The sequence below is a fragment of the Methylophaga sp. UBA5088 genome, assembly GCF_002414625.1.
Lineage (GTDB): Bacteria > Pseudomonadota > Gammaproteobacteria > Nitrosococcales > Methylophagaceae > Methylophaga > Methylophaga marina.
Genome location: NZ_DIAC01000096.1, coordinates 2274 through 3669, shown reverse-complemented (window position 1 = coordinate 3669; position 1396 = coordinate 2274). Strand labels below are relative to the sequence as shown.

At 43.7% G+C, this 1396-nt stretch carries 2 protein-coding genes and 1 pseudogene; all 3 read right to left on the bottom strand.

The genetic code is table 11. The features are described from left to right. Positions 1 to 240: pseudogene (locus tag B4K20_RS11840) on the bottom strand (apolipoprotein N-acyltransferase); the annotation flags it as partial. Then, positions 240 to 1106: an HlyC/CorC family transporter gene (locus B4K20_RS11835; protein WP_289244112.1), complete on the bottom strand. Its 867-nt coding sequence runs from the start codon at positions 1104 to 1106 to the stop codon at positions 240 to 242. The pseudogene B4K20_RS11840 and the gene B4K20_RS11835, both read right to left, overlap by 1 nt. After that, the coding region (ybeY, locus tag B4K20_RS11830; RefSeq protein WP_289283027.1) for an rRNA maturation RNase YbeY at positions 1103 to 1396 on the bottom strand (294 nt) is incomplete at its 5' end. The genes B4K20_RS11835 and ybeY, both read right to left, overlap by 4 nt.

The window sequence follows — 1396 nt, the reverse complement described above, 5'->3', positions numbered from 1 at the left end:
AATGGCGACATACACCCAGGACACACCCACACCAAACATACCAAGACCAAATAACCATCCGCGCCATGCGGCTTGTTTCGGTGTCGTATTATCCCAACTGGCGAAAAGCAAAATCAGGCTGAGAATGGCAATGGGATATAGGTTAAAAGGGGAAAAAGCCAGCGGCAAAATAGCGCCACCCATGAATGCAACGATATTTCCTTTCCAACCCTGCATTGTCAGCCTATTACTTTTTTGCATTATTCGGTATCAGCTTCTGGCTCTTCTTCAGGTGGTAAAATCACCATTTTCATCAGATATAAACGACGATTGTCGGCACGCAAAATGGTGAACTGGAAGCGATCAATCGTGATTTCTTCCCCTCGTTCAGGCAGGTGACCGAACTGATTAACGACATAACCACCCACCGTATCAAAGTCTTCATCACTCCAATTGGTTTCAAAAAACTCATTGAAGTCTTCAACCATCGTTAATGCCTTGATGGTGTACGTATTTTCATTTCTTTGCAGAATCGGCGCATCATCATCGATATCATGCTCATCTTCGATTTCACCGACGATTTGTTCCAGTACATTCTCGATCGTGACGATACCTGCCACACCACCATACTCATCTACAACGATGGCCATATGATTACGGCGAGCCCGAAACTCACGTAACAACACATTCAAACGTTTGCTTTCAGGAATAAATACAGCGGGACGTAGTATTTCGCGCAGGTCGAAATTAAAATCACCGCTGTTCACCACAGCGGTTAATAAGTCTTTTGCAAGCAAGATACCAATCACATCATCACGGTCATCATCCATCACAGGAAAGCGAGAATGAGCCGTTTCGGTGACCAGTTTCAGTGTTTCTTCAGGTGGTGCATCACGTGACACCATGACCACTTGTGAGCGTGGAATCATAATATCGCGGGCTTGCATTTGTGACACGCTTAATGCGCCTTCGACAATAGATAGCGCTTCTGAGTCCAGAATATGTCGTTCAGATGCTGAACGAATTAATTCAATCAGTTGTTCCTGATCTTGTGGCTCCAGAAATAAATTACTGAGCTTTCGCACCCAGGATTGATTTGCTAAGCGACTCGGTCGTCCTTCACTCATGATTCCACTCCCTGCCATTCATAGGGATTAGCTATATCTAATTGATGCAGAATATTTATTTCCAATGTTTCCATCTGTTCCGCTTCATCCGATTCAATATGATCATAACCTAATAAATGTAAACATCCATGGATCACCATATGTGCCCAATGATGTAACTCTGCCTTGCCTTGTTCCTGTGCTTCTTTTCTGACTACAGGTACGCAAATCACTAAATCGCCCAATAAACGAGGCTCTAATTTAATGGGTGCATCAAAAGGAAAAGACAAGACATTGGTTGGGCCATTTTT

Excerpts from the sequence above, each read along its gene's own strand:
- B4K20_RS11835 (WP_289244112.1), bottom strand. The coding sequence starts at position 1,106 with ATGAGTGAAGGACGACCGAGTCGCTTAGCAAATCAATCCTGGGTGCGA.